The sequence below is a fragment of the Lederbergia ruris genome, from assembly GCF_018332955.1.
Classification (GTDB): domain Bacteria; phylum Bacillota; class Bacilli; order Bacillales; family Bacillaceae_C; genus Lederbergia; species Lederbergia ruris.
The window spans coordinates 39746-65126 of sequence record NZ_BORB01000010.1 but is presented as its reverse complement, the minus strand read 5'-3'; the positions used below and the strand labels follow the sequence as shown (position 1 = coordinate 65126).

Below are 25381 nucleotides of genomic sequence, written 5' to 3'. Positions count from 1 at the left end.
AGAATTCCCCTCCGCGTCCGTAGTCCTTATATTAATATTCAATCGTCAAGATGGGTGTGCCGATCACAAAAGTCGTTCCATTGTCCAATTCACTATTTCTCAAGCCCAATTGTATATTCATTTGTTGTTCCGTTAATGCTAAAGTTTGGGTGAAAAGAGAGGAATATGCTGAAATGGATCGAAAATTATGTTCGGTAATCGATTCAATTTCCTTTGCCTGTAAAGATTGCATAAAAGTATTTAAAGATTGTTCGGTAAATTCATCTATTTTATGATTGAATTCGCCTTTAATACAAGAGAATAAAGTTGGTTCACCATTAAAAAGGGTCTTCATACGATGGCTAGCGGTTTCCGAAGCTTGCAACCCAGTGTCTTCGTCCCAGTCTGTTCCCGATAGCTCGTATGAAATAAATGGAGTGTTATTATGTTGATTGTTCATGATCTGAATGGTTTCACTATATGTACCAGTGTTTAATGTTCCTATTAAGGAATCCTCTCCAACCGTCCATTCCATCTCTGGATATTGAAGTATATATTGATCCACATTCAAAACTTGAACAGATTCTCTTGCATACAGAGACCATTCAATAATCGTTCCATCTGCTTTTTTAACTGAACTCGCTAATTGTTGAAGATCTTCTATATTTGTCTTCGCACTTAACTTATTCCCATTAAAAATTAAAATGAAACAAAAAGCAAATAAGCCAGTCATAATCAAAATCTTGTAAATGTTTGTTTTCATGCTCCATTCCCCCTTACTACCATTGTTTCCTTTAGGGGAAGAGTCATACATATAACATAACGCAAGATTAGACGAACAATGACTACTAGATCCGACAAAATTCGCACACATCATTACAAATGATATACAAAAGATTTCGGTTTGCAAACAGGTAAAAAGGACCATTATTCAATAAAAATAATACTTGTCAAGAATTGGACATATTTTGTTTGCAAGTTGTCATGATAGATAGATGGAGACACACGTGGGAAGACATGAGTTAGTAGCTCAACAACGACCGATGGATAACATTATATAACACTAAAAAAGTAATTGTAACTGCTTTGACCAATACAAATAATCAAGAAAAAAGTTACTCACGGTAGAACCAATTACGATCGTTAAAAGGACATATAGTAGTCTTGCCTGAAAAACTCGATTACCTCTAAGTAATTTATCAAAATGAAGAGCTTGTAAGGCAATGAATGCTATGCCAATGAAAAATAAATGTGAAAAGATATTGATTAATGCCTGTTGGCCTAAATTCTCAAGCATTTAATACTACCTCCATTATCTGAACAAACTAACAGCGCAAGGCATACGTCGCAACGCTGTTCTGACCAACTTCCTGTTGCCTAAAAATCAACACCCTCTAATCAAACGATCAGAAGGTGTTAGATTATCTAAATTACATGCCTATATTTTAGTGATGTTTATAAACATCTATACGATTCATTGCTCTTTTCAATGCCAACTGTGCGCGCTTAAAGTCCACATCATCCTGATTTCCTTGTAAGCGGCTTTCCGCACGCTTCTTCGCTTCCTCCGCACGGGCAATATCAATGCTGTCCGCTTTTTCAGCCGTTTGCGCTAATATCGTAACTTTCTCTTGTTGTACTTCAACGAAACCGCCATTGACTGCAACAAATTCTGTCTCATTGCCCTTGTTGAGGCGAACGGCACCAATTTGTAAGGGCGCAACCATCGGAATATGGCCAGGAAGAATACCTAGTTCTCCGGATTCAGCCTTCGTGGTGATCATCTCGACATCGCCATCAAAAACTGGGCCATCGGGAGTGACAATATGAACTTGCAATGTCTTCATGACTTTCCCTCCCTATTATTAAACTTCTACGCCCATTTCTTGTGCTTTTTTAATCGCATCTTCAATCGGTCCAACAAGACGGAACGCATCTTCAGGCAGATGGTCATATTTACCTTCTAACAATTCTTTAAACCCTTTTACCGTATCTTGAACAGAAACATATGAGCCTGGTTGTCCAGTAAATTGTTCTGCCACGTGGAAGTTTTGTGATAAGAAGAATTGAATTCTTCTCGCACGAGCAACAATTAATTTGTCCTCATCAGATAGCTCATCCATTCCTAGAATTGCAATAATATCTTGCAACTCTCGGTAACGTTGAAGTGTTTGTTGAACTTGACGTGCAACTTCATAATGCTCTTCCCCAACGATTTCAGGGGATAAGGCACGAGAAGTAGAGGCAAGTGGGTCCACCGCAGGATAAATCCCCATTTCGGAAAGTTTCCGCTCAAGGTTTGTTGTTGCATCTAAGTGGGCAAAAGTCGTCGCAGGTGCTGGATCCGTATAGTCATCCGCCGGAACATAAATTGCCTGGATGGATGTAACAGAGCCCACATTGGTTGATGTAATACGTTCTTGCAATTGCCCCATTTCCGTTGCAAGTGTAGGTTGATAACCAACAGCGGAAGGCATACGGCCTAGAAGGGCTGAAACTTCAGAACCTGCTTGAGTAAAGCGGAAAATATTATCAATAAAGAACAGAACATCTTGTCCTTGTTCATCACGGAAATATTCTGCCATTGTTAGTCCCGTTAGAGCTACACGCATACGTGCTCCTGGTGGTTCATTCATTTGTCCAAAGACCATCGCTGTTTTATTAATAACGCCAGAGTCTTTCATTTCGTAGTAAAGGTCATTTCCTTCCCTCGTACGCTCTCCAACTCCAGCAAACACAGAGATACCCCCATGTTCTTGAGCAATATTATTAATAAGTTCCTGAATTAAAACTGTTTTCCCTACACCCGCTCCACCAAATAGACCAATTTTTCCACCTTTAATGTAAGGGGCAAGTAAGTCAACTACTTTAATCCCTGTTTCAAGGATTTCAACTTCTGTTGATAACTGGTCAAATTTTGGTGCATCACGGTGAATTGGGTCTCGGCGTGTATCACTGCCAAGTGCTTCATCAAGGTCGATGTTTTCTCCTAACACGTTGAAAACTCGTCCAAGTGTCACATCACCAACAGGTACAGATATAGGTGCACCCGTGTTAATAACTTCCATACCACGCTGTACCCCATCTGTAGATGCCATCGCAATTGTACGGACAGCGTCATCGCCTAGATGAAGGGCTACTTCCAATGTTAAATCAATATTCACTTCAGATTCTGTCTGCGCCTTATACGATACTTTAAGCGCATTATAGATGTCAGGGAGTTGGCCGCTTGGGAATTTCACATCCACGACCGGTCCCATTACTTGTAGAACCTGTCCATTGTTCATCTTTTCCCCTCCTACCTGGGTTCATGTAAAATATTATTCTAAAGCTGCAGCTCCACCAACGATTTCGGTGATCTCTTGGGTGATCATCGCTTGGCGAGCACGGTTATAAGACAATGTTAATTCATCAATAAGATCAGAGGCATTATCTGTAGCACTCTTCATAGCTGTCATCGTTGCCGCATGTTCACTAGCTTTCGCATCAAGAAGTGCCCCATAGATTAGACTCTCAGCATACTGAGGGAGCAATACTTCCAAAATGGCCTCTGGAGATGGTTCATATTCATATGACATCAGTTTTGTAGAGGTAGCAATCTCGTTAAGTGGAAGTATCTTCTTAGCCGTTACTTCCTGGGTCATGGCACTTACAAAATGGTTGTAATACATATACAACTCATCAAAAGTCCCATCAGAGAACATTGCAACAGTTTTATTTGTAATCTCCATAATATCGGAAAAATTAGGTTGGTCTGGTAATCCATTGATCTCCAAGACAACATTCATATCATTTTTCAGGAAAAAGTCTCGTCCCATACGGCCGATCGCGATAATGGCATATTCATCTTTCGATTTATGACGTTCCCGAATTTTGTTATTTACGGCGCGTAGGACACTACTATTATAGGCACCACATAATCCCCGATCACCTGTAATCACTAAATAACCGGTTTTCTTCACTGGACGCGATTCTAACATCGGGTGAGTCACATCGCTACTACCTAAAGCAATACTTGCGACCACTTCCTGAATTTTTTCCATGTAGGGCACGAATGACTTTGCATTCATTTCAGCGCGGTTCAGTTTAGCAGCAGCAACCATTTGCATTGCCTTTGTAATATGACTCGTTTTTTGAGTGGAGGTAATGCGAGATTTAATATCCCGTAAGGAGGCCATCTAAGTTCACCATCCTTTCCCAGTATTTTGGACTCACACATAAATGGAACATATAAGAGGATGAAAAGCGTGAGGATCAAAGGCTAATTTCGCTACAACAATCGCCACGCCTTTGTGACCTACATCCTGCAGGCCTCGGTAAAAAATCCTCCTTTTTGAACACACACTATAATCAAAAATGTGTTCCATTTATGCTTGGAGCCATTTCCCTTAAACTAAATATATATTTATTCGCTTTTAGCAAATGTTTTCTTAAATGTGTTAATGGCATCCGCCATTTTTTGATCATCTGGAAGTGCTCCAGTCGTACGGATTTCTTCCAAAAGATCTGCACGGTTATGATCCAGCCAGGCAGATAAGCCGTCTTCAAAGCGAAGAATATCGTGAACAGCAATATCATCAAGAAATCCTTTCGTCAGTGCATATAGGATCATCACTTGTTTTTCAACTTTAATTGGTTTATTCAAATCCTGTTTCAACACTTCAACAGTTCGTTGGCCACGTGCCAATTTGTCTTGAGTTGCTTTATCAAGGTCTGAGCCAAACTGAGCAAAGGATTCTAATTCACGATAGGAAGCAAGATCAAGACGCAAAGTACCTGCTACCTTTTTCATTGCTTTGATTTGTGCCGCTCCCCCTACACGAGATACGGAAAGCCCGGCATTAATAGCAGGACGCACACCTGAGAAGAACAAATCAGACTGTAAGAAAATTTGTCCATCTGTGATGGAGATCACGTTTGTAGGGATATAAGCTGAAATATCTCCTGCTTGCGTCTCAACAAATGGTAGAGCTGTGAGAGAGCCCCCGCCTTTCGCATCACTAAGTTTCGCAGCACGTTCCAAGAGGCGGGAATGAAGATAGAAAACATCCCCTGGATAGGCTTCACGACCTGGTGGACGGCGAAGTAATAGTGAAAGCTCACGGTAAGCAGCTGCCTGCTTGGATAAGTCATCATATACAACTAGAACATGTTTACCGTTGTACATGAATTCTTCTCCCATTGTTACCCCAGCATATGCCGCTAAGTATAATAGCGGTGCAGGTTGTGAAGCAGAAGCTGTAACAACAATCGTATAATCTAATGCTCCATGCTTACGCAACGTTTCAACTGTTCCACGAACCGTTGATTCTTTCTGGCCAATCGCTACGTATACACAAATCATGTTTTGGTCTGCTTGGTTTAATATCGTATCGATTGCTACTGTTGTTTTTCCTGTTTGTCGGTCCCCGATAATTAATTCACGTTGTCCACGACCAATCGGTACAAGCGCATCAATCGCCTTAATTCCCGTTTGCAGTGGCTCATCAACCGATTTACGATCCATAACACCAGGTGCTGGTGATTCGATTGGGCGTGTTCTCGTTGTATTAATCGGACCTAGTCCATCTACAGGTTGTCCAAGTGGATTCACGACACGACCAATTAATTCTTCCCCGACTGGGACTTCCATAATCCGTCCTGTACGTCTAACTTGATCACCTTCCCGAATATCTGTATAAGGCCCTAGAATTACTACCCCGACATTCGATTCTTCAAGGTTTTGCGCCATACCCATGACGCCATTAGAGAACTCAATCAGTTCTCCTGCCATGACATTGTCCAGTCCGTATACGCGGGCAATACCATCCCCGACCTCGATGACTGTACCAACATCACTTACTTCCATATCAGCCTGATAATTCTCAATTTGCTTTTTTATCAGCGCACTGATTTCCTCAGCATTGATGCTCATGAATTTCACCCCTCATTTTTCAAAAGACTTCATCAAGTCGTTAATGTTCTTGCAAGACGATCTAATTGCCCACGAAGGCTTCCATCAAAAATACGATTTCCTATACTTACCTTAATTCCGCCAAGGAGATCAGAATCGACAATATTTTCGATATTTAAAGAGCGTCTCCCTACTTTTGCTGCAAATGTTGCTGAAATGGCTTCTGTTTCTGATGCTGTTAATGCTCGTACAGAATGAACCGTTGCTTCTGCCACTCCATGATCTTGATTCGCATATTCTATAAAAGAACTTGCCACATCTACTATGTGATCTTGGCGATTTCGATCAATTAAAAGCATGATTGTGTTTACGATGCTTGGAGATAGGTTAGCAAAAACCTCTTTCGCAACATTTTTCTTTTGCTGAATCGTGAGATTAGGAGAAGAAAGTAGTGTAATTAAATCTGGATTGTCCTTCACCGATTTACGCACAACACGAACTTCTTCTTCCCATTTGTTCACTTGATTTTGTTCTTTGGCTAGTTGATATAAGGCTAAACCATAGCGTTCAGCAACAACATTTTTGCTCATGCTTACTCTCCTGCCCTTTGAACATATTCATCGATCAGTTTTTGTTGATCTTCTTCATTCAATTCTTTTTCAATTACTTTCGAAGCAATCATGACAGACAATGAGGCCACTTGTTCACGCAAAGCAGCGATTGCCTGTTCTTTTTCTTGTTCAATTTCAATACGTGCGGATTCTTTCAAACGTTCAGCCTCTTGTTTCGCTAATTGGACAATTTCCTCACGTTGTACCTCTCCATGTTGTTTGGAGTTGTCAATCATTTCTTGTGCTTCTTGTCGAGCCTGTTTTAATAATTCTTTTTGTTCTTCCAACAATTTATTGGATTCAACTCGACTTTTTTCTGCCTCTTCAATTTCAGTGGCAATATATTCTTCACGCTTGATCATGATACCCATTAATGGGCCCCAAGCAACTTTTTTAAGTATGAACAATAATACTAAGAACGCTATCAAGGTGAATGCAATATCTCCACCATTAAAAGCCTGTCCTAGCACTAAACTTTTTGCAAGCACGTTATGCTTCACTCCCTTCAAAATCAAGGCAACTTTTTTCAAATTCATGGTTCAAAAACTAACATTTACATTTTGTAAATAAAGCAATGGCGAAGTTTTTAAGTAAGCTTCGCCATTTTCATCTAGTAATGAACTCCGCCAACTCAAAGATAGGCGTCTACTACATCATGTAAATGGACCGCCTCATCGGCAAATGGAGCATCTATTATCTTCCTTGAAGCATAAATGCAATAACGGCACCCATGATCGGAATCGCCTCAACGATACCGACACCGATAAACATTGTTGTTTGAAGCATTCCACGTGCTTCTGGTTGACGTGCCATACCTTCAACTGTTTTAGAAACGATCATACCGTTACCAAGACCCGCTGCTAGAGCTGATAAACCAATTGCGATTGCTGCTGAGATTGCATACATTATTATTTTCCTCCTCGTTTATATAAAAAAATATGTTTTCCGTTATTTAAAACGGGTATATATTAATGGTCGGAACTCACTTTATGTGAGATGTAAACCATCGTTAACATTGTAAAAATAAAGGCCTGTAGTGCACCTACAAAAATACTAAATCCTTGCCATACCATGAGTGGTATAAAACCACCAATTGTGCCTACTATTCCAGTAGAAGCCATAAGTGCTAATAAAGAGATCAAGACCTCTCCGGCATAGATGTTACCGTAAAGACGTAGCCCCAAGCTAATCGTATTGGCCACTTCTTCAATAAGTTTAAAAGGAAACATAAATCCTACTGGTCTAAAATAATCCTTCCCATACTCTTTGAATCCTTTCATTTTCACACCGTAATAATGTGATAAAGCGATCACCATCGCGGATAGTGTTAAGGTTATGACGGGGTCAGCTGTTGGTGATTTCCACCAAAGATTATCATGAACAACGACAGCTGCTGGTAACCCTAGCATATTCGCTACAAAGATAAACATGAGTAGCGTGATCCCTAGTAGATGAAAGTTACCACCTGTCTTCCAATCCATATTACTATTAATAATACCTTTTACGAAATCCATAATCCATTCCATAAAGTTCTGCATGCCCCTTGGTTTCATTTCTAGTTTCCTTGTGGCAATCACAGCAATAAGAATGACGATCAGAGCCGTAACGGTAATCATTAACACATTGGAAAGGTTAAACCAAAGCCCCGCTATCTTGACTAATGGTGCTTCATGTTCTTCCAAATCAGATTCACCTCTCTTCCCATTACTTTCGGGATTTGAAAATTTGCTGGACAATAAAATCTATCATAATAACTGCATAAGCAGTCACTATTCCAATTATAACACTTATCAAATGAAATACATCAGGGAATTTCATTGCCACATAAACGGCTAATATGACAGCAGCCATTCGTATCAACATTCCCATACCATATACCTTTTTTCCCTCTGTAACAGCCAGTCCAAGTCTTTTTGTTTTTCGATAAAGATTCCAGTGATTGTAGAGACTTACGGAGGTCCCTAAAATTAGACCCATAAATATAGTTTTATATTCTGTAAATCCCCAGCCTAATACATAGATGGCTAGAAAATAGAGCATATATTTACAATGTCTAATAAATACTTGTTGAAGTTCTGACATTTAGATATCTCCCAAAGTCGTGAGCTTGGAGGCTAACCTGTAGAAAAACAGCAGAATGGCGAAAGCTTGCCGACCACCAGAAAAACGTTACTTAGATCTCTACTATTTTTACTTAGTAAAATGGAATAAAGATCACATCTAACTGAGATTCTGATTCGACGAACTACGACATAATGTGCGTAAAAGGTATGACCTTATACACAGAAAATGAACCCCTATATGTAAGTGGTCCCATTGCCTAATATTACGTGGATTTGACTGTTTATCTACAGCCTTTTTCAGCATACAATAGCACTATATCAAAGTCAATTGATTTTCTATTAATTTAGGATACAATGTTTTTATTTTATTCTAAATTTGTTCACAAAATTACCATAAAATTCTTTCCTTATTTTTGGCATTTAGTGACTTCGATCTACAATCACCCTAACACCCTTTACTCAAAGGTTTCTGGTCTTTTCAGACTTTGATTAAAATGATATAAAATAGCCTCACAAATTCTTTCAGAAGCTCGCCCATCTCCATAAGGATTAGAGGCATGAGCCATTCTATTGTATTCCTCTTGATTCGTCAGTAATTCATTCGCAAACTCATAAATCTTATCCTCATCTGTTCCTGCAAGTTTTAAGGTCCCTGCTTGAATACCCTCTGGCCGCTCTGTTGTATCCCTAAGCACAAGAACTGGAACACCTAGGGAAGGGGCTTCTTCTTGAACACCACCGGAATCTGTCAAAATTAAGTGAGCTCGATCGGCAAAATTATGAAAATCAATCACATCTAAAGGGTCAATCAAATGGATACGCTTGTTTTCCCCTAATATTTCTTCAGCTAATTCCCGAACGACCGGATTGAGGTGAACAGGATAAACGACTTGTACATCGGAATGCTGTTGCACAATTCTTTTAATCGCCCGGAACATATTTTTCATTGGCTCACCCAGGTTTTCGCGCCTATGCGCGGTCACGAGAAGAAGTCGGTCCTCACCAATTCGGTCAAGTACTTCGTGATGATAGTTTTTCTTCACGGTCGTTTGTAAGGCATCAATCGCTGTGTTCCCTGTAACAAAGATGCTTTCACTCCGCTTATTTTCCTGCAATAGATTATTTGCAGCGGCCTCGGTTGGCGCAAAATGCAGGTCCGCCAATACACCTGTCAATTGTCGATGAATTTCTTCTGGAAACGGCGAAAGCTTATTCCAAGTCCTTAAACCTGCCTCCACATGACCTACCTCTATCTGGTTGTAAAAAGCAGCTAAACTAGCGATAAAACTCGTCGAAGTGTCCCCATGAACAAGCACAATATCCGGCTTTGCTTCCTTCATAATTCGATCTAATCCCGTCAACCCTCGAGTGGAAATATCAATTAATGTCTGCCGATCTTTCATAATATTTAAATCGTAGTCAGGATGGAGAGCAAATATCTCTAAAACTTGATCCAACATTTGGCGATGTTGGGCTGTTACCGTTAGAATCGATTCAAATTGAGTGACTCTCTTTTGAAGTTCTAAAACTAACGGAGCCATTTTTATCGCTTCTGGCCTTGTCCCGAAAACAGACATGACTTTGATTTTCTTCTCCATTTTCAAATCACTTCCTTCACCTTAGAAAAGTGCCTATACCCGATTAATGAGTGCTATCATTCAAACGGTTTCAGGCCTCTATATAAAAATTAACCCGGCAGATTCTCCACCTGGATTAATTTTTACGTTCATTACTTCGTTCCAAATAAACGATCACCGGCATCTCCCAAGCCCGGAATAATATAGCCTTTTTCGCTAAGTTTTTCGTCTAATCCCGCAATATATATATCTACATCTGGATGAGACTTTTTCATCGCTTCGACGCCTTCCGGAGCAGCAATGAGACACATGAATTTAATATTTTTAGCACCACGCGCTTTTAAAGAATCGATCGCAGCAACGGCTGAACCACCGGTTGCAAGCATAGGATCGACGAGAATTAATTCTCGCTCCTGAACATCACTTGGTAATTTCACATAATATTCTACAGGTTTAAGTGTTTGAGGATCACGATAAAGACCAACATGGCCTACCTTTGCAGCAGGAATAAGATTTAGTATTCCGTCTACCATCCCAATTCCAGCGCGAAGAATTGGCACAATTGCTAGCTTCTTCCCAGATATCACCTTAGCTTTCGCAGAAGCTACAGGCGTTTCTACCATAACTTCTTGAAGGGACATTTCTCTCGTAATTTCAAACATCATTAAAGTTGCTACTTCATCTACAAGCTCCCGAAATTCCTTTGTCCCCGTGTTCTTATCCCGAATATATGTAAGTTTATGTTGAATGAGAGGGTGATCAAACACATATACTTTGGCCATGGTATCTCTCCTTTAAATTTAAATATTGCCGAACCTATTTGATTTTTTGCCTTAGCTTCAACAGTCCTTGATTATTTTACAGAAAAGGAAGTGGTAGAGCAAGGGAAATAATTAGAAGTTCCTTTTGAATCCTCTTGCATAGGTTTAGTATGTTCCATTTGTTTGAAATCGACTAAAGAAATAAGCATTCGTAATTTTTGGTGTTCTCAGGTTTACTTGCGATAAAACCAGCCAGGAGCAATTTTGCATAGTAAAAATCCGCCCCCTAAAAAGAGAAGCGGATTTCCAATTTATTCATATAATGGGAATTTTGCTGTGAGGTCCGCTACACGTTGGCGCGCCTCCTCTAACTTGGTTTCATCTTCGTGATTCTTTAAAACCAATCCAATAATCGAAGCAATTTCATCCATTTCTTCCAGTCCAAAACCACGGGATGTTACCGCAGGTGTACCAATTCTAATTCCACTCGTTGTAAACGGACCTTCTGGATCAAAAGGAATAGTATTTTTATTCACCGTAACGCCAATATCATCTAATACTTTTTCTGCTACTTTTCCTGTTAATCCAACCGAACGAAGATCAATTAAAAGCAAATGATTGTCTGTGCCATCTGAAACGAGTTTTAATCCTGCTTTTTTAAGGGACTCACCAAGACGCTTTGCATTATCAATCACATTCTGACTATATGTTTTAAACTCGTCTGTCAATACTTCACCAAAAGCTACTGCTTTAGCTGCAATCACATGCATAAGTGGGCCACCTTGAATGCCAGGGAAAACAGATTTGTCGATTTTCTTACCGAATTCCTCTTTACATAAAATCATTCCACCACGAGGGCCTCTCAATGTTTTATGAGTGGTCGTTGTAACGAAATCGGAATAAGGAACTGGGTTTGGATGATGGCCAGTCGCGACAAGGCCTGCTATATGTGCCATATCCACCATTAAATATGCACCAACTTCATCTGCAATCTCACGAAACTTCTTAAAATCGATTGTCCGAGGATAAGCACTGGCTCCAACAACAATCAATTTCGGCTTATGTTCCACAGCTTTTTGACGAACATCCTCGTAGTTAATATATTGAGTTTCCTCGTCTACACCATATTCTACAAAGTTGTATAAAACGCCACTGAAATTGACAGGACTTCCATGGGTGAGATGGCCGCCGTGTGAAAGATTCATTCCAAGCACCGTATCACCTGGCTCTAGAATCGTAAAGTAGACAGCCATATTGGCCTGTGCTCCTGAATGTGGTTGAACATTGACATACTCTGCTCCAAAGATTTCCTTCGCTCTATCCCGAGCAAGGTTTTCGGCGACGTCTACATATTCGCAACCACCATAATAACGACGGCCCGGATATCCTTCCGCATATTTATTCGTTAGGACAGAACCTTGAGCTTCCATCACAGCAGGACTCACAAAATTTTCTGATGCAATGAGTTCAATTTTTGTTCGTTGACGTTTTAATTCATTTTGAATCGCTTCATACAACTGTGGATCTTGTTTGGCAATGATGCTCATTTCTCATTCCCCCTATTATTTGACCGAATCAACTTTTGGATATTCTTTCTTATTCTACCATGTAAAAAAATCCTTGCAAACAAAAATTTGGATTATCTTCCGTTATTTCTTAACATTCCCATCTAAAAACCAAATAATGTTCAGGTTTTAAGAAAGAGGGGGTGCCTCAATAGGAGGAACGGCTAAAGAATTTATTTACTATTCATAAATAGCCCGTGCTCCACCTATTAATTTCGGCCGAGTGATAGCGCTCGTGACATGAGCATGTCCAATTTTCTTTTGTTCTATTCTCACTGGAACCGCGACGGGTTTTAAATGCATGCCAATAAAAGTATCCCCTATATCAATCCCCGCATTAGCTTGTATAGATTCTACTACAACGGGATCTTTGAGATGTTGATAAGCATAGGTTGCCATGGAGCCTCCTGCATGAGGAGCCGGGATAACAGATACCCTTTCCCAACCCTTTTTTTCAGCAATCTCTTTATTTATAACCAAAGCCCTATTTAAATGTTCACAACACTGAAAGGCTAGTGCGAAGTGTTCCTCATTTGCATATTTTTGGAGCGCTTCAAATAGAACCGATGCGACCTCCATTGTGCCGGATGTTCCAATTTTTTCGCCGATAATTTCTGATGTTGAACACCCAATAACTAGAACGTCTCCTCGTCCAAGTTGAAAATGTTCTTTGCAACCTTGTATAAGCTGATCCACTTCTTGGATCCACTTACCTCTAGAATCGTTGCTCATTCCCCTTTTTCACTTCCCGAAGAGGCTTCTATTTCCTCATACTTGTTAATCTTTTCAATTCTATTTTGATGCCGTCCACCTTCAAATTCAGTCAATAGCCAAGTCTTGGCAATTTCGCTAGCTAGCCCTGCCCCAATGACTCTTTCTCCCATAGCCAACATATTGCTATTATTATGGAGTCGGGTCATTTTAGCACTGAAAACGTCATGTACGAGCGCACAACGAATTCCTTTTACTTTATTAGCTGAAATACTCATACCAATGCCTGTTCCACAAATTAGGATCCCACGATCAAATTCACCATTCGCTACCTTTTCAGCTACAGGCATTGCATAATCAGGGTAGTCAACAGATGTTTCACAATCGCAACCGAAATCTTGATATTCTATTCCTAGTTCCTCTAATAATTCACGAATTACTTCACGAATATGAATTCCACCATGGTCTGACGCTAGTGCTACTTTCATTTTTAGATTGCCTCCTTAAAAGTAAGGACCGTTCTTATATAAACGGTCTGATCATCATAATACTATTATAAGTAAAAACGGGCGATTGTGTCTTTTAATTTGCTGGCCTGATTTTCTAAAGCCATCGCTAATTGGTCGATTTCTTCCATGTCTTGAGCTTGCTTATTTGCAACCCGTGCTACTTCTTCCGCACCTGCCGAGGTTTCTTCAGCAATCGCAGCAACCTCTTCTGCTTGTCCTGAAGTTTCTTGGACATTTTCCATTTGCCGATCGACTAGCTGTAATATATCAGCGACAGATGTGGCCGATTGATGGATGGTTTCTGTCATTTTTGCAATGACAAGATTGGTTTGTTTTCCTCTCTCTACCTCTTCATCCGCAGAAGTCACTTGCTCAGAAATTTGTTCTACTACCTGTTTAACCTCTGTTTGAATATTATGTAGGAGCTCTGTAATCCCATGTACGGCATTTGCACTTTCATCTGCTAGTTTTCTAACTTCTTCTGCAACGACTGCAAATCCCTTTCCATGTTCTCCTGCCCGAGCTGCTTCAATTGAAGCATTTAGTGCTAGCAAGTTTGTCTGATTGGCAATGTCTCCCACGAGATGAATAATTTCCCCCACCTTAGAAGCATTGTCTTCTAATCTTTTAACAGACTTAAGGGATTGACCATTTCTATCCGCTAATTGGCCGATCCCAACTACAAGGGACTCCACTACTTTTTGGCTTTCTTTTAATTCTGTCACCATTTCTTGAGAGATATTTTCTGACCTTCTTGCCTTTTCTTGTACAAGCTGGGCGAGCTTGGTAATGTCTTCTACTGATTCCGCTGTTGCCTGAATAGCAGCAGCTGAGCTTTCAGCACCAGAAGATATTTCCGAGATCGTATGGGCGACACTTTCCGCCTCTTCTGAAACCTTTTTAGACTTTTGCGAAATCGCAATCACATTTGTATTTGTTTGGGTAACACTTCCTTCAATCTGCTGTACAATTTCACGTAAACTACCCAACATTTGGTTGAAAGCAAGACCTAACGCCCTAATCTCGTCATCTGTTTTTCCTACCGCAACATCCGTCCCAATATCTCCCTCTCCAGCCTTCGATGCAGCCTCTTTCAACCTTTGAAGTGGCTTCGTCATGATGGTGGCGCTTAAATAAGCTAGAATCCCAGACCAAATGATTCCTAATAATAAGGTAATAATGGTAAACGCATGCTCATTTATATATGGATCAACAAACGGATAAACAAAATATAAGAAAATAGCACTCGTTGAGAATGTAATCACTGCCAATGTAGTCGTAAATACGACTAGTTTTTTCTGTAAACCAAAACGATATCGCTGCTTCTTTGTCATACTCCCTACTCCCGTCAATAATAAGAATTTCGTTTTATTCCGTAAACATCTTGCTAATTAACTCATTTAATTCCGCAAAAGTCCTTCGATAGACAGCGTCATCTCCTCCATAGGGATCCGCAATATCTAGTGAATGTTCCCCTTCCCCGATAAATTCCTTGAGTGTAAAAATTTTATCAGCATAAGCCGGATAGGAATTCATAACTAGGTCTTTATGCATAGTTGTCATAGTGAAAACATGGGTAGCCCAATCCAGATCATCCTTATTCAATGCTCTAGATTGATGCATACATTTAATTCCATTTTCCTGTAAAACTCGAATTGTATTCTGGGCAGCATTTTCTCCTTCGACAGCAAATAAACCTGCTGATTTCGCCATTCCCTTCTCTCCCCATTGATGATTGAAGATTGCTTCAGCCATCGGACTTCGGCAAGTATTACCGGTACAAATAAAAAGCACCTTCCATCCGTTCAATGTATGATCCCTCCAAATTCTTCACATGCCCATATCTTTCCTACACATAGGTCAAAAGGCCGCATATTGCTTTGTAAAGATTATGCCATACTTCCACAAAAAAAGACAGCATTTTCCAGCTGTCTTTTCACCACGGAAACGGCACTAACAACTTTATTCCATAAGCAATGAGGATAATTCCTCCTAATAATTCACCGTATACCCCGAGCATGTTTTGCATTTTACGGCCAATTAGCAAACCACACCATGTCATTCCAACCGACATAGCGGAAAAGCAAATGACAGCGAGCGCGGCCTTTGCGCCAAAGATCCCGAGGCTTAAACCTGCTGAGAAACTATCAATACTGACTAAAAAGGAAAAGAGTAATACCCCCCAACCAACAGGCATGAAAGTTGAACCAGCATCAGATCGAAATATAGTAAGTACCATTTGCAGTCCCAATATAATGAGTAAGATTCCACCTATATAAATGGCAATCCCTCCAAAAGTACCTGACAATAAATGACCAGCAAATATTCCTAGTAACGGCATTAATAAGTGAAATATGCCCACGACTAGCCCAATATAGAATATCTGTCTTAATCTTATTTTATATGCACCCATACCAATCGATATCGAAAAAGCATCCATACTTACCGCAAAGGCCATGATCATAACTGTCACTATCTCCGCAAGCAATCTAATTTCCCCTTTCCCTTCGGACATGCCTATAAGGGAAACATATGCGGAAATGTGTAAGACTAGAAGGTGGTTAGCAGATAAAAATAATTATATTAGACGATAAAATCATGAATCCTGTTTTTCTTGAATCACCCAATGATGGCCAGCTGCTTTTTCAAGGCGATTCATGATCGCCACCCCTACGTCCGATTGAGGAAATATTTCTGAATAAATGAGATCAACATTAGATTGATCAAATTCACGTAAAGTGTGATAGAGTTGATGGGCTACATGATCAAGGTTGTTTCTACTGCCGACATCAAGTACAAGGTCAGCCTTATACTTCGACTGTGTTTCTGTTGAAGCTAGCATCCCCACTTTAAATCCCTGCTTGCGTTTCTCATCAATTAAGCTTTGAATCCATCCCACTTCCCCATCTACTAAATATAATGGGGCACTAGGGGAATAATGTTTATATTTCATCCCAGGTGCTCGCGGTACATCCGTTTTTTCCAGCAAATGAGAAGCAACTTCAATTTTATCCTTTACAACCCTTTCTAACTCTTCCTTCGTAATTCCACCAGGTCGCAAAATGACCGGAAACGGGCCAGTGCAATCTAAAACCGTCGATTCAAGACCTACACCTGTTGCGCCACCATCTAAAATTCCTGCAATTCTTCCATCAAGATCCTGTTCAACGTGCTTGGCAGTTGTCGGACTTGGTTTACCTGAACGATTTGCGCTTGGTGCTGCAATTGGAAGTCCGGATGTACGAATTAAAGCTAGAGCAACTGGATGACTAGGCATGCGAATCGCTACAGTATCCAATCCTGCTGTCACTAAATCAGATAAAACTCCAGACTTTTTAGGGAAAATCAAGGTAAGAGGTCCCGGCCAAAAAGCAGTTATCAACAATTTCACTTGCTTCGATATTCCCGCTACTAGTTTTTCTAACTGTTGATATTCGGCTATGTGGACAATAAGTGGATTATCAGATGGTCTGCCTTTCGCCGCGAAAATTTGAGCGACAGCTTCATCTGAATATGCATTTGCCCCTAATCCATACACTGTCTCGGTTGGAAAGGCCACAATTTGATTGTCCCGTATGTACTGGGCAGCTTCAGCAACCTGTGGATAATCTTCGAAATTATCCACATTATTTTCCACAGACCAGTGAGTCGTGTTCATAATTTGTTCCCCATTTCTATTCAATCTATAAATGCCGTTATATTTGGTTTTTTTGTTGATAAGTAACAAAAAGGCGAACTAGTTATACACATTTGTGGATAACTAGTTGGTTATTGTGGATAAAACCTGTTGATTTTGTGTATAAATGGTATTTAAAAAATTTTATCCCATAATTCAACTAGGAAAAACTTCACTTCTACTTCGTCTTCTTGGCTGACCACTACGCCCGCTTTCGTTTCGTTATCCACAGTTTCTTTGTTATCCCCAGATCCCTCTGGATCCAGCTCTGTTTCTACATCCTGTTCATCCTTCTTTTCAGCATTCTCTTGCTTTTCAGGTGCTTCCAATTCCTCCTCCGATGGGGATTCTGTTGGTTCCTGTTCAACGGCTTCTTCTGATTCTTCACTTACTGCTAAACTATTAGAGAAATCTAAAAAGCATAACGGCGGAAAGAGTACACACCACCAATTCGCTCCTTTTCCCTCTCCGATTGTAATCACAATCGCCTCATATGTTCCTGCTGGATAAAGATATTGCCCATAAAGTTTTGTCGGAAATTGCGCTTCACCAAAGTTCACTTGTACAGTATCATCTATATTTGCTTCTTTTAGTTTTTGTTCGGCAATTTCTTCAATGATATCTAAACGCGAAATCATCAACGCCCTAGCTTCGTCAAGGGAAGTTAATTCCGCCACCCACTCATTAATCTCTTCATTTACAGCATCCCGAATTTCCCGTTTAATCGCCTGATCCTTTTCTTTGTCACTATTCGCCAATATACGTAAACGAATCGCTTCATCAGGAATGACCAAAGGATCTGTTGCCTGCGCTACTTCCATTTTAGGTAAGATTAGGCTTGCCACTGTCCCGATAACTAAAACCAATATATACATCCACGCAATGTTTTTTTGATAGAATCTCTTTTTCATATATTCCTTTTTCATATCCATCTGCCCCCTCTACAAAAGCAGTATAGACAGAAAAATAGAATCGTATACACACGAAATGCGGAAGGCGTTTGCCTAGGGGCGACAAGCAAATGTTCCTGAACCTAGGAAGGGTGCCTTTTCCCTTCCTAGGTTCAGGGTTATTTGACCTCGAGCCCCTAACGCCTGGAGCTAGACACAGAAAAGCGGAAGTCTCCGTTTAGCATCGTACAAATTAAAAGATTTCTGACGAGATAAAGGAAACACGATGAACCTGAAAGGTGAATCGATGTTGACTTATCGTAGGAAGAAAACGTTAATTTGCTAGATGCTGGAGACTGGAGCTAGACACAGAAAAGCGCAGGCGACTGTTTTAAGGAAGAACGGCTAAAAGCGCGACATCCTGTCGGCAGGCTCAAGCGGCGACGTCCTGTCGCTTCGCTTGCACTAGTACAACCTGTCCGTCGCAACACTATTCTGACCCACATTGGATTAATACAATTCTATCTTTTCCATTAATATCAAATAGTATTTCCGTAAGCGCTGTTGGAAACACTTCCTTCATCAAGGCGACGACTGCTTCCCCTTGTCCTGCTCCAATTTCAAAGGCAATCAACGATTTTTCATGAACAACCTTCGGCAACTCCAAGGCGAATCTCCTGTAAAAATCAAGGCCGTCTTCCCCGGCAAATAAAGCCAAAGAAGGCTCATGGTCTTGGACAATTTTATCTAGAACATCATGGGCCGGAATATAAGGTGGATTGGACAAAATAATATCCCATTTTTCGCCAGTCTGCAAAATCGGCATAAGTAAATCCCCCTGCCGAAAAGTGACATCTGCGCCAAGAACCTGCGCATTGCTATTGGCTACTTTTAGAGCGTCTTGAGAAATATCCGTTGCCATCACTTCCAAATCCGGACGTTCTAGTTTTATTGTAATCGCAATAGCTCCACTACCTGTCCCAATATCTGCCAACTTCAAATGTTGATTTCCGGGGAATAGATGATTGATCCTGTGCAAAACAGCTTCGATTAACTCCTCTGTTTCTGGACGCGGAATCAACACATGCTCATTCACCATAAATCTTCGCCCGTAAAATTCCTCATACCCGATAATATATTGAATTGGTTTTCCTAAGGCATGTTGCTTGACCACTTGTTCAAAATGATGCCACTGATCCTCTGTCAAGGACATTCTTTGTTCTGCTAACAACTTAGATCTATCCATATTTAAAATCCACAGAAGGAGCCATTCCCCAGCATTTTCATCCCGATTATGTTTCTTTAAATAAGAAGAAGCCCATTTCAGGGCCTCAAATACTTTTTTCGTTACCATTTATTCTTCCATGCTCTCGAGTTTTTTCGATTGGTCTTCAATCACTAAACTATCAATCACTTCATCAAGCTTTCCCTCGAGAATTTGGTCCAACTTTTGGATCGTCAAACCTATGCGGTGATCTGTTACCCGGTTTTGCGGGAAATTATAAGTACGAATTCGTTCAGAACGATCCCCAGAACCTACAGCTGATTTCCGGTTCGCATCATATTCCGCCTGGGCTTCCTGCTGGAATTTATCATAAATACGAGCACGTAAAACCTTCATCGCTTTTTCTTTATTTTTAATTTGCGACTTTTCATCCTGACAGGAGACAACAATGCCAGTGGGAATATGAGTTAAACGGACAGCAGACATGGTGGTGTTTACACTTTGTCCCCCCGGACCACTAGAGGCAAATGTATCAACACGAATATCTTTTTCATGGACATCCACTTCTACCTCTTCCGCTTCAGGTAGCACAGCTACAGTGGAAGTGGAGGTATGAATCCGCCCACCCGATTCCGTTTCAGGGACACGTTGAACGCGGTGAGCACCATTCTCATATTTTAGTTTTGAGAATGCCCCATTTCCCGTAATCATGAAAATAATTTCTTTAAAACCTCCAAGACCAGTAGAATGGGATTCAATCACATCTGTTTTCCAGCCTTGCGCCTCTGCATAGCGGCTATACATGCGATACAAATCACCCGCAAATAAAGCGGCCTCATCCCCGCCCGCAGCACCGCGGATTTCCATAATGACGTTTTTATCGTCATTTGGATCTTTTGGAATAAGGAGAATCTTCAAGCGTTCTTCCAGATTCCCTAGTCTCTCCTGAAGTTCATTGACCTCCTCTTTAACCATTTCCCGCATATCTTCATCTAGTTTTTCATCTAACATTTCTTTAGCATCTTGATATTCTTCTTGTGCGGTTTTGTATTCTCGGTATACTTCAACTGTTTCTGCAATACTGGATTGTTCCTTTGAATATTCCCTTAGTTTATCGGAATCACTAACCACTTCCGGATCACTTAATAATTCATTTAACTTCTCATAACGTTCTTCAACCGATTGCAATTTATCAAACATGTTTTTCACCTCAAAAATTGGCTTCCATGATTACTATAATATAACGTTGGCCTTGTTCAAAGCAAACCATTCCACGAAAAAAACGGAAAATTCAGCTGCTGACTTCCCAGCACCATTGTCCATCTTTCATTTTAGCAACTAGATAGACTCTTCCTGGTTTTCAAGTGGTCGATCATACTTATGTGAGGATCGTTTTGTAGGAACTTCATGATGGTGACGACAGCGTGCTTCATAGGCCTCAGCAGCACCTACCATAATAGTCGGATCTTCATAATAGGCCGGTTTACCATTGATTAATCGCTGGGTACGACTTGCCGGTGAGCCACACACCACACAAACGGCTTGGAGTTTTGTTACTTGTTCCGCGATCGCCATTAATTTAGGCATCGGTCCAAATGGCTCTCCACGAAAGTCTTGATCCAACCCAGCAATAATAATGCGATGCCCCAGGTTTGCCAGTTGTTGCACAATATCCACAAGACTCTCATCAAAAAATTGCGCCTCATCGATCGCAATCACATCTATATCTTCATCTACTCTTTGAAGTATATCTACTGGAGATATCATTGTTTCCGCCATAATCGCCGTTCCATTATGAGAAACCACTTCATTTATGCTATAGCGGTCATCTAATTGCGGTTTAAATACAAGGACAGATTGATTGGCGAAAATAATTCTTCTTACGCGGCGGATTAGTTCTTCAGACTTTCCCGAGAACATACTCCCACAAATAACCTCCACCCATCCCGACTGTTTCATCATTTCCATGAAGTTAAAGCTCCTTCCTCTACATCAACAAGCACATTTTAATCGTATTATGATAAGGGGTATATTTCGTTTCTATCTTACATTTTCCATTTTCAAGCATTAAAAAAACAGGCAAACGTACTTGCCTGTTTTTTTCCAGCCTACAAATCTTATTTCTCTTTGGTCTAGCTACAGCGCCTAGCTGCTAGCAAACTTTCGGTGCCTTCCTACGATAAGTCAACATCGGTTCGTCCTTCGTCCTCACCGTGTTTCCTTTATCTCGTCAGGCCCCTAAAAAGTTTGTACGCAGCTGAACAGGCACTTCCGCTTTTAGTGTTTGAGGCCGTATTTTTTATTGAATCGGTCAATACGTCCATCTGCAGAAGCAAATTTTTGACGTCCTGTATAGAATGGGTGACATTCTGAGCAAATTTCAACTCGCACTTCGTCTTTAACAGAACCACTTTCAAATTCGTTCCCACATGCACATTTAACCATAACTTTTTTATATTCTGGATGAATTCCTGTTTTCATTCTTTTCAGCTCCTTATGCCCTGAATCATTTGCTGAAACAGAGTTAAATTACAATCCGAAAAACCCGTGTTCATGCTTTGCAATAAAAACACATTTTTTATTATAACAACTCTACATGTGGAATGCAATTATTTTCAATGAATTTCTATCGGAAACATCTTCCTTTTCTTAAGTAACCGCACTCTCTATTAAAAACAGTGGGAATTGTATAGAAAAAGAAGGAATTAAACTAATGTTTTACTGTTTGTCCGTCCTTTTAATTCTTCCGTAAGCATATTAAAGAATTCCTCATTTGTTTTAGATTTCTTTAATTTACGCATGAATTTTTCCATGAAATCTGGTGTATCAGACATTGCTTTACGCAATTTCCAAAGTTTATCCAACTGCTCTTTTGGAATGAGTAATTCTTCTTTTCTTGTTCCAGAGCGTTGAAGATCAATTGCAGGGAAAATTCTTCTTTCTGCAAGCGAGCGATCCAAATGCAGTTCTAAGTTCCCTGTCCCCTTAAATTCTTCATAAATCACATCATCCATTCTTGACCCCGTATCGACGAGAGCAGTTGCTAAAATCGTTAAACTCCCACCCTCTTCAATGTTTCTAGCCGCACCAAAAAAGCGTTTCGGGCGATGAAATGCTGCAGGATCAATTCCTCCTGAGAGAGTTCTCCCACTTGGTGGTATAACTAGATTATAAGCACGCGCTAACCGTGTAATACTATCCATCAAAATGACAACATCACGACGATGTTCCACCAGTCGCATCGCTCTTTCTAACACAAGTTCCGCTACTTTAATGTGGTTCTCTGGTACCTCGTCAAAAGTCGAACTAACCACATCCGCATCAACGGAACGTTCAATATCCGTTACCTCTTCAGGACGTTCATCTATCAATAAAACAATTAACTCTGCTTCCGGGTGATTGGTTGTGATAGAATTGGCAATTGACTTTAATAGCATTGTTTTTCCAGCTTTTGGCGGGGCAACAATTAATCCCCGTTGACCAAAGCCTACAGGTGAAACCAAATCCATGATTCTTGTTGATAGATTGGTTGGGGTCGTTTCCAATTTTATCTGACGGTCAGGATACAGAGGAGTAAGCGCAGGGAAATGAACGCGTTCCTTTGAACTTTCAGGATCTGCCCCATTGACCGCTTCGACATGAAGCAATCCAAAATAACGTTCGTTTTCTTTCGGAGGCCGAACTTTACCGGAGACTTTATCACCATTTCTTAAATCAAAACGACGAATTTGTGAAGCCGAAATATAAATATCTTCCGAGCTGGCCGTATAATTTATTGGCCTTAGAAAACCAAATCCCTCAGACTGAATGATTTCCAAAACACCTTCCATAAAGAAAAACCCTTCTCGTTCAGCGCGAGCCTTCAAAATTGAAAAAATCAATTCTTTTTTCGTTAATTTACTATAGTAAGAAATTTTGTATTCCTTAGCTAATTCATATAATTCTTTTAATTTCATATCTGCAAGTAAAGAAATGTTTAAATCCGTCATCATGACACCACACTTTTTTAATTTCAAAAAATATTAAAAATAATAAAGACAAATACAACGATTCATAAGAAAAGCGCAAGCGCCCGTTTAGCGACGTACAAACTTTTTAGGGGCCTGACGAGATAAAGGAAACACCATGAGCTTGAAAAGCGAATGGATGTTGACTTATCGTAGGAAGGCACCGAAAGTTTGCTAGTCGCTGGGCGCTGGAGCTAGATCCAGCATTAGCCCGAATACTTTCCTATCCTTTTAATTAAAACTCTTGTTAAAGTACGGGAAGGATGCTTGTTAGCAACACAATGAAGAGTAGGAAGCTTTGAAGATGTCTCTATATTACACGGAAATGGGAAAACTTGCAAAGGGAGTCTAAAGTTTTTATATCTTAGACTCCCCATTTCTATGGTTATTTATACTCTACACTCGCTTTAAAGCACTTTTTTAAAAAATGCGTGCTTGGTAAGGGATGAACCACATAGTTCGCCATGTCCACATGCCTTCACCATTTTTGCCAACATCCTATTGGTCTAAGCATTCTTTATTTGCTCCATTTCTTCCTCGGTCATTTTTTCACGCCAAATGGTCGCACCAAGTCCATTTAACTTTTCGACCAGCCCACTATAGCCACGATCGATATGGTCAAGACCTGAAACTTCAGTAATTCCATCTGCAAGTAAGCCCGCTATCACTAAAGCTGCTCCAGCACGTAAATCAGATGCTTTTACTTTCGCACCTTGCAATTCGGACGGACCATTAATAATAGCCGAACGGCCTTCTACTTTGATATTTGCGTTCATCCTTCTTAATTCATCAATATGCTTAAATCTTCCAGAATAGATTGTGTCTGTTACAATGGATGAACCCGCTGCTTGTGTTAACAGAACAGTTAATGGTTGTTGCAAATCAGTTGGAAAACCAGGATAGACAAGAGTTTTGATATCAATCGGTTTAAACCTATCTCCCTTACCAATAAAAATTTGATCATCTCCAACCTCTACTTGCACACCCATTTCTCGTAACTTTGCTGTTAGAGACTCTAGATGATGAGGGATCACATTATCAATAAGGACTCCTTCTCCTACGGCTGACGCCAGAATCATGTATGTACCTGCTTCAATACGGTCGGGAATAATCGTATGTCGACAACCATTCAATTTTTCAACGCCATCAATACGGATTACATCTGTTCCCGCACCCTTGATTTTGGCGCCCATATTGGTTAATAATGTTGCTACATCAATGATTTCTGGTTCTTTAGCTGCATTTTCAATAATCGTACGCCCTTTTGCTTTGACAGCCGCCAACATAATATTAATGGTGGCTCCAACACTGACAACATCTAAATAAATGCGTGAACCGCGAAGTTCATCTGCTCGTAAATATATCGCCCCTTGTTCATTCGTAACCTTTGCTCCTAGGGACTCAAAACCTTTTATATGCTGATCAATGGGACGTGGCCCTAAATGACAACCACCTGGAAGACCAATGACGGCTTTTTTGAATCTTCCCAGCATGGCGCCCATCATATAATAAGAAGCTCTTAATTTTTTTACCTTTCCATTCGGTAAAGGCATCGAGACCATTTTCGCTGGGTCCACCGTCATAATTCCCTGATCAAAGTGAACGTCTCCTCCGATTTCTTCTAGCAATGCCTTTAAAATATGAACATCTGAAATATCCGGAAGGCCTTCGATTGTTACAGGCGACTCAGCCAAGAGTGTCGCAGGGATCAAGGCAACAGCACTATTTTTTGCCCCACTTACTTTAATTGTACCTTTCAAAGGATAGCCACCTGCAATTTTAAGCTTTTCCATCTTAGTCGTCCTTTCTGGGAATAATAAGGATCAAAGGCTAAGTTCGCGCCGTCCTGACGCAACGCCTTTGTGACCTGCGTCCTGCAGGCCTAGTGTTATATAGTATTATATACGAAATTTG

General features: G+C 40.4%; 27 protein-coding genes. All 27 read right to left on the bottom strand.

Features of this window, described 5'->3' with window-relative positions; genetic code table 11:
- Window positions 1-31 precede the first annotated feature (31 nt).
- Entirely contained in the window at window positions 32-742 is a 711-nt protein-coding gene (locus tag KI363_RS07545; protein WP_212965994.1) for a YwmB family TATA-box binding protein, read from the bottom strand.
- A gap of 300 nt (window positions 743-1042) precedes the next feature.
- The gene (locus KI363_RS07540) at window positions 1043-1276 is read right to left on the bottom strand and encodes a DUF1146 family protein (protein WP_212965993.1); all 234 of its coding nucleotides are present in this window, start codon (window positions 1274-1276) and stop codon (window positions 1043-1045) included.
- A gap of 148 nt (window positions 1277-1424) precedes the next feature.
- Window positions 1425-1826, bottom strand: a complete 402-nt coding sequence (locus KI363_RS07535; RefSeq protein WP_158320716.1) for a F0F1 ATP synthase subunit epsilon — start codon at window positions 1824-1826, stop codon at window positions 1425-1427.
- A gap of 18 nt (window positions 1827-1844) precedes the next feature.
- A complete protein-coding gene (atpD, locus tag KI363_RS07530) occupies window positions 1845-3266 on the bottom strand; it encodes a F0F1 ATP synthase subunit beta (protein WP_158320715.1) in 1422 nt (473 codons plus the stop codon).
- Between the two features lie 33 nt (window positions 3267-3299).
- On the bottom strand, window positions 3300-4157 hold the full coding sequence (locus tag KI363_RS07525) for a F0F1 ATP synthase subunit gamma (protein ID WP_212965992.1): 858 nt from the start codon (window positions 4155-4157) through the stop codon (window positions 3300-3302).
- Between the two features lie 227 nt (window positions 4158-4384).
- Window positions 4385-5893 (bottom strand): F0F1 ATP synthase subunit alpha, encoded by a 1509-nt coding sequence (atpA, locus tag KI363_RS07520; RefSeq protein WP_212965991.1) that lies wholly within the window; start codon window positions 5891-5893, stop codon window positions 4385-4387.
- Between the two features lie 32 nt (window positions 5894-5925).
- Entirely contained in the window at window positions 5926-6462 is a 537-nt protein-coding gene (locus tag KI363_RS07515; RefSeq protein WP_212965990.1) for a F0F1 ATP synthase subunit delta, read from the bottom strand.
- 2 nt (window positions 6463-6464) lie between these two features.
- Window positions 6465-6971: a F0F1 ATP synthase subunit B gene (gene atpF / locus KI363_RS07510; protein ID WP_158320711.1), complete on the bottom strand. Its 507-nt coding sequence runs from the start codon at window positions 6969-6971 to the stop codon at window positions 6465-6467.
- Between the two features lie 205 nt (window positions 6972-7176).
- Window positions 7177-7389, bottom strand: a complete 213-nt coding sequence (atpE, locus tag KI363_RS07505) for a F0F1 ATP synthase subunit C (protein WP_057982634.1) — start codon at window positions 7387-7389, stop codon at window positions 7177-7179.
- 62 nt (window positions 7390-7451) lie between these two features.
- A complete protein-coding gene (atpB, locus tag KI363_RS07500; protein WP_158320710.1) occupies window positions 7452-8165 on the bottom strand; it encodes a F0F1 ATP synthase subunit A in 714 nt (237 codons plus the stop codon).
- A 22-nt stretch (window positions 8166-8187) separates the two neighbouring features.
- Window positions 8188-8565: an ATP synthase subunit I gene (locus KI363_RS07495; RefSeq protein WP_158320709.1), complete on the bottom strand. Its 378-nt coding sequence runs from the start codon at window positions 8563-8565 to the stop codon at window positions 8188-8190.
- A gap of 436 nt (window positions 8566-9001) precedes the next feature.
- A complete protein-coding gene (gene wecB / locus KI363_RS07490) occupies window positions 9002-10144 on the bottom strand; it encodes a non-hydrolyzing UDP-N-acetylglucosamine 2-epimerase (RefSeq protein ID WP_158320708.1) in 1143 nt (380 codons plus the stop codon).
- A gap of 131 nt (window positions 10145-10275) precedes the next feature.
- Window positions 10276-10905: a uracil phosphoribosyltransferase gene (gene upp / locus KI363_RS07485; RefSeq protein ID WP_158320707.1), complete on the bottom strand. Its 630-nt coding sequence runs from the start codon at window positions 10903-10905 to the stop codon at window positions 10276-10278.
- 290 nt (window positions 10906-11195) lie between these two features.
- Window positions 11196-12431: a serine hydroxymethyltransferase gene (gene glyA / locus KI363_RS07480; protein ID WP_158320706.1), complete on the bottom strand. Its 1236-nt coding sequence runs from the start codon at window positions 12429-12431 to the stop codon at window positions 11196-11198.
- Between the two features lie 198 nt (window positions 12432-12629).
- The gene (locus KI363_RS07475; RefSeq protein WP_158320705.1) at window positions 12630-13181 is read right to left on the bottom strand and encodes a TIGR01440 family protein; all 552 of its coding nucleotides are present in this window, start codon (window positions 13179-13181) and stop codon (window positions 12630-12632) included.
- Complete coding sequence (rpiB, locus tag KI363_RS07470; protein WP_158320704.1) at window positions 13178-13648, bottom strand: ribose 5-phosphate isomerase B; 471 nt, start codon at window positions 13646-13648, stop codon at window positions 13178-13180. Before rpiB ends, KI363_RS07475 begins: the two co-directional genes overlap by 4 nt.
- Before the next feature lie 65 nt (window positions 13649-13713).
- Window positions 13714-15003: a methyl-accepting chemotaxis protein gene (locus tag KI363_RS07465; protein ID WP_158320703.1), complete on the bottom strand. Its 1290-nt coding sequence runs from the start codon at window positions 15001-15003 to the stop codon at window positions 13714-13716.
- Between the two features lie 34 nt (window positions 15004-15037).
- Window positions 15038-15478, bottom strand: coding sequence for a low molecular weight protein arginine phosphatase (locus KI363_RS07460; RefSeq protein WP_246516802.1), 441 nt, complete (start codon window positions 15476-15478; stop codon window positions 15038-15040).
- Window positions 15479-15605: 127 nt separating this feature from the next.
- Window positions 15606-16163 (bottom strand): manganese efflux pump MntP, encoded by a 558-nt coding sequence (locus KI363_RS07455; protein ID WP_158320784.1) that lies wholly within the window; start codon window positions 16161-16163, stop codon window positions 15606-15608.
- Window positions 16164-16265: 102 nt separating this feature from the next.
- Window positions 16266-17327 (bottom strand): L-threonylcarbamoyladenylate synthase, encoded by a 1062-nt coding sequence (locus tag KI363_RS07450; protein ID WP_212965989.1) that lies wholly within the window; start codon window positions 17325-17327, stop codon window positions 16266-16268.
- Window positions 17328-17479: 152 nt separating this feature from the next.
- Window positions 17480-18271 carry a stage II sporulation protein R gene (gene spoIIR, locus KI363_RS07445; protein WP_246516801.1) on the bottom strand — a complete coding sequence of 264 codons (792 nt, stop codon included), beginning with the start codon at window positions 18269-18271 and terminating at the stop codon, window positions 17480-17482.
- A 454-nt stretch (window positions 18272-18725) separates the two neighbouring features.
- On the bottom strand, window positions 18726-19589 hold the full coding sequence (prmC, locus tag KI363_RS07440; RefSeq protein WP_212965988.1) for a peptide chain release factor N(5)-glutamine methyltransferase: 864 nt from the start codon (window positions 19587-19589) through the stop codon (window positions 18726-18728).
- Entirely contained in the window at window positions 19590-20660 is a 1071-nt protein-coding gene (prfA, locus tag KI363_RS07435; protein ID WP_158320700.1) for a peptide chain release factor 1, read from the bottom strand. It abuts the gene before it with no gap.
- A gap of 138 nt (window positions 20661-20798) precedes the next feature.
- Window positions 20799-21428 carry a thymidine kinase gene (locus KI363_RS07430; protein WP_212965987.1) on the bottom strand — a complete coding sequence of 210 codons (630 nt, stop codon included), beginning with the start codon at window positions 21426-21428 and terminating at the stop codon, window positions 20799-20801.
- A gap of 309 nt (window positions 21429-21737) precedes the next feature.
- Window positions 21738-21941 carry a 50S ribosomal protein L31 gene (gene rpmE / locus KI363_RS07425; protein ID WP_158320698.1) on the bottom strand — a complete coding sequence of 68 codons (204 nt, stop codon included), beginning with the start codon at window positions 21939-21941 and terminating at the stop codon, window positions 21738-21740.
- A 224-nt stretch (window positions 21942-22165) separates the two neighbouring features.
- Entirely contained in the window at window positions 22166-23449 is a 1284-nt protein-coding gene (gene rho / locus KI363_RS07420) for a transcription termination factor Rho (protein WP_158320697.1), read from the bottom strand.
- Between the two features lie 524 nt (window positions 23450-23973).
- Window positions 23974-25260, bottom strand: coding sequence for a UDP-N-acetylglucosamine 1-carboxyvinyltransferase (gene murA, locus KI363_RS07415; RefSeq protein WP_212965986.1), 1287 nt, complete (start codon window positions 25258-25260; stop codon window positions 23974-23976).
- Between the last annotated feature and the right edge of the window lie 121 nt (window positions 25261-25381).

What these genes read in the sequence shown, in the direction of transcription:
- KI363_RS07545 (WP_212965994.1), bottom strand. Translation starts at nt 742, where the DNA reads ATGAAAACAAACATTTACAAGATTTTGATTATGACTGGCTTATTTGCT.
- KI363_RS07540 (WP_212965993.1), bottom strand. Translation starts at nt 1,276, where the DNA reads ATGCTTGAGAATTTAGGCCAACAGGCATTAATCAATATCTTTTCACAT.
- KI363_RS07535 (WP_158320716.1), bottom strand. Translation starts at nt 1,826, where the DNA reads ATGAAGACATTGCAAGTTCATATTGTCACTCCCGATGGCCCAGTTTTT.
- atpD (WP_158320715.1), bottom strand. Translation starts at nt 3,266, where the DNA reads ATGAACAATGGACAGGTTCTACAAGTAATGGGACCGGTCGTGGATGTG.
- KI363_RS07525 (WP_212965992.1), bottom strand. Translation starts at nt 4,157, where the DNA reads ATGGCCTCCTTACGGGATATTAAATCTCGCATTACCTCCACTCAAAAA.
- atpA (WP_212965991.1), bottom strand. Translation starts at nt 5,893, where the DNA reads ATGAGCATCAATGCTGAGGAAATCAGTGCGCTGATAAAAAAGCAAATT.
- KI363_RS07515 (WP_212965990.1), bottom strand. Translation starts at nt 6,462, where the DNA reads ATGAGCAAAAATGTTGTTGCTGAACGCTATGGTTTAGCCTTATATCAA.
- atpE (WP_057982634.1), bottom strand. Translation starts at nt 7,389, where the DNA reads ATGTATGCAATCTCAGCAGCAATCGCAATTGGTTTATCAGCTCTAGCA.
- KI363_RS07495 (WP_158320709.1), bottom strand. Translation starts at nt 8,565, where the DNA reads ATGTCAGAACTTCAACAAGTATTTATTAGACATTGTAAATATATGCTC.
- wecB (WP_158320708.1), bottom strand. Translation starts at nt 10,144, where the DNA reads ATGGAGAAGAAAATCAAAGTCATGTCTGTTTTCGGGACAAGGCCAGAA.
- upp (WP_158320707.1), bottom strand. Translation starts at nt 10,905, where the DNA reads ATGGCCAAAGTATATGTGTTTGATCACCCTCTCATTCAACATAAACTT.
- glyA (WP_158320706.1), bottom strand. Translation starts at nt 12,431, where the DNA reads ATGAGCATCATTGCCAAACAAGATCCACAGTTGTATGAAGCGATTCAA.
- KI363_RS07475 (WP_158320705.1), bottom strand. Translation starts at nt 13,181, where the DNA reads ATGAGCAACGATTCTAGAGGTAAGTGGATCCAAGAAGTGGATCAGCTT.
- rpiB (WP_158320704.1), bottom strand. Translation starts at nt 13,648, where the DNA reads ATGAAAGTAGCACTAGCGTCAGACCATGGTGGAATTCATATTCGTGAA.
- KI363_RS07465 (WP_158320703.1), bottom strand. Translation starts at nt 15,003, where the DNA reads ATGACAAAGAAGCAGCGATATCGTTTTGGTTTACAGAAAAAACTAGTC.
- KI363_RS07450 (WP_212965989.1), bottom strand. Translation starts at nt 17,327, where the DNA reads ATGAACACGACTCACTGGTCTGTGGAAAATAATGTGGATAATTTCGAA.
- spoIIR (WP_246516801.1), bottom strand. Translation starts at nt 18,271, where the DNA reads ATGAAAAAGGAATATATGAAAAAGAGATTCTATCAAAAAAACATTGCG.
- prmC (WP_212965988.1), bottom strand. Translation starts at nt 19,589, where the DNA reads ATGGTAACGAAAAAAGTATTTGAGGCCCTGAAATGGGCTTCTTCTTAT.
- prfA (WP_158320700.1), bottom strand. Translation starts at nt 20,660, where the DNA reads ATGTTTGATAAATTGCAATCGGTTGAAGAACGTTATGAGAAGTTAAAT.
- KI363_RS07430 (WP_212965987.1), bottom strand. Translation starts at nt 21,428, where the DNA reads ATGGAAATGATGAAACAGTCGGGATGGGTGGAGGTTATTTGTGGGAGT.
- rpmE (WP_158320698.1), bottom strand. Translation starts at nt 21,941, where the DNA reads ATGAAAACAGGAATTCATCCAGAATATAAAAAAGTTATGGTTAAATGT.
- rho (WP_158320697.1), bottom strand. Translation starts at nt 23,449, where the DNA reads ATGACGGATTTAAACATTTCTTTACTTGCAGATATGAAATTAAAAGAA.
- murA (WP_212965986.1), bottom strand. Translation starts at nt 25,260, where the DNA reads ATGGAAAAGCTTAAAATTGCAGGTGGCTATCCTTTGAAAGGTACAATT.